This window comes from Gilvimarinus sp. 1_MG-2023, from assembly GCF_030548285.1.
In genome coordinates, this window is sequence record NZ_JAUOSC010001724.1 from 1 (window position 1) to 236 (window position 236).

Below are 236 nucleotides of genomic sequence, written 5' to 3' on the forward strand. Positions count from 1 at the left end.
CCACTTACCTGATGGCTAAACAAATGATCGAAGCCGGTGCTTGCTGCTTGCAGATCGAAAACCAGGTAGCTGACGAGAAACAATGTGGTCACCAGGACGGTAAAGTGACCGTTCCCCATGCCGACTTCCACTCCAAACTGCGCGCTTTGCGTTATGCCTTCCTGGAGCTGGGTGTTGATGATGGTGTTATCGTTGCCCGTACTGACTCCCAGGGTGCTGGTCTGACCAAACAGATC

General features: G+C 53.0%; 1 pseudogene. It reads left to right on the top strand.

Going from position 1 to position 236, the window contains the following annotated elements:
- Nucleotides 1-236: pseudogene (locus Q4563_RS22635) on the top strand (isocitrate lyase); the annotation flags it as partial.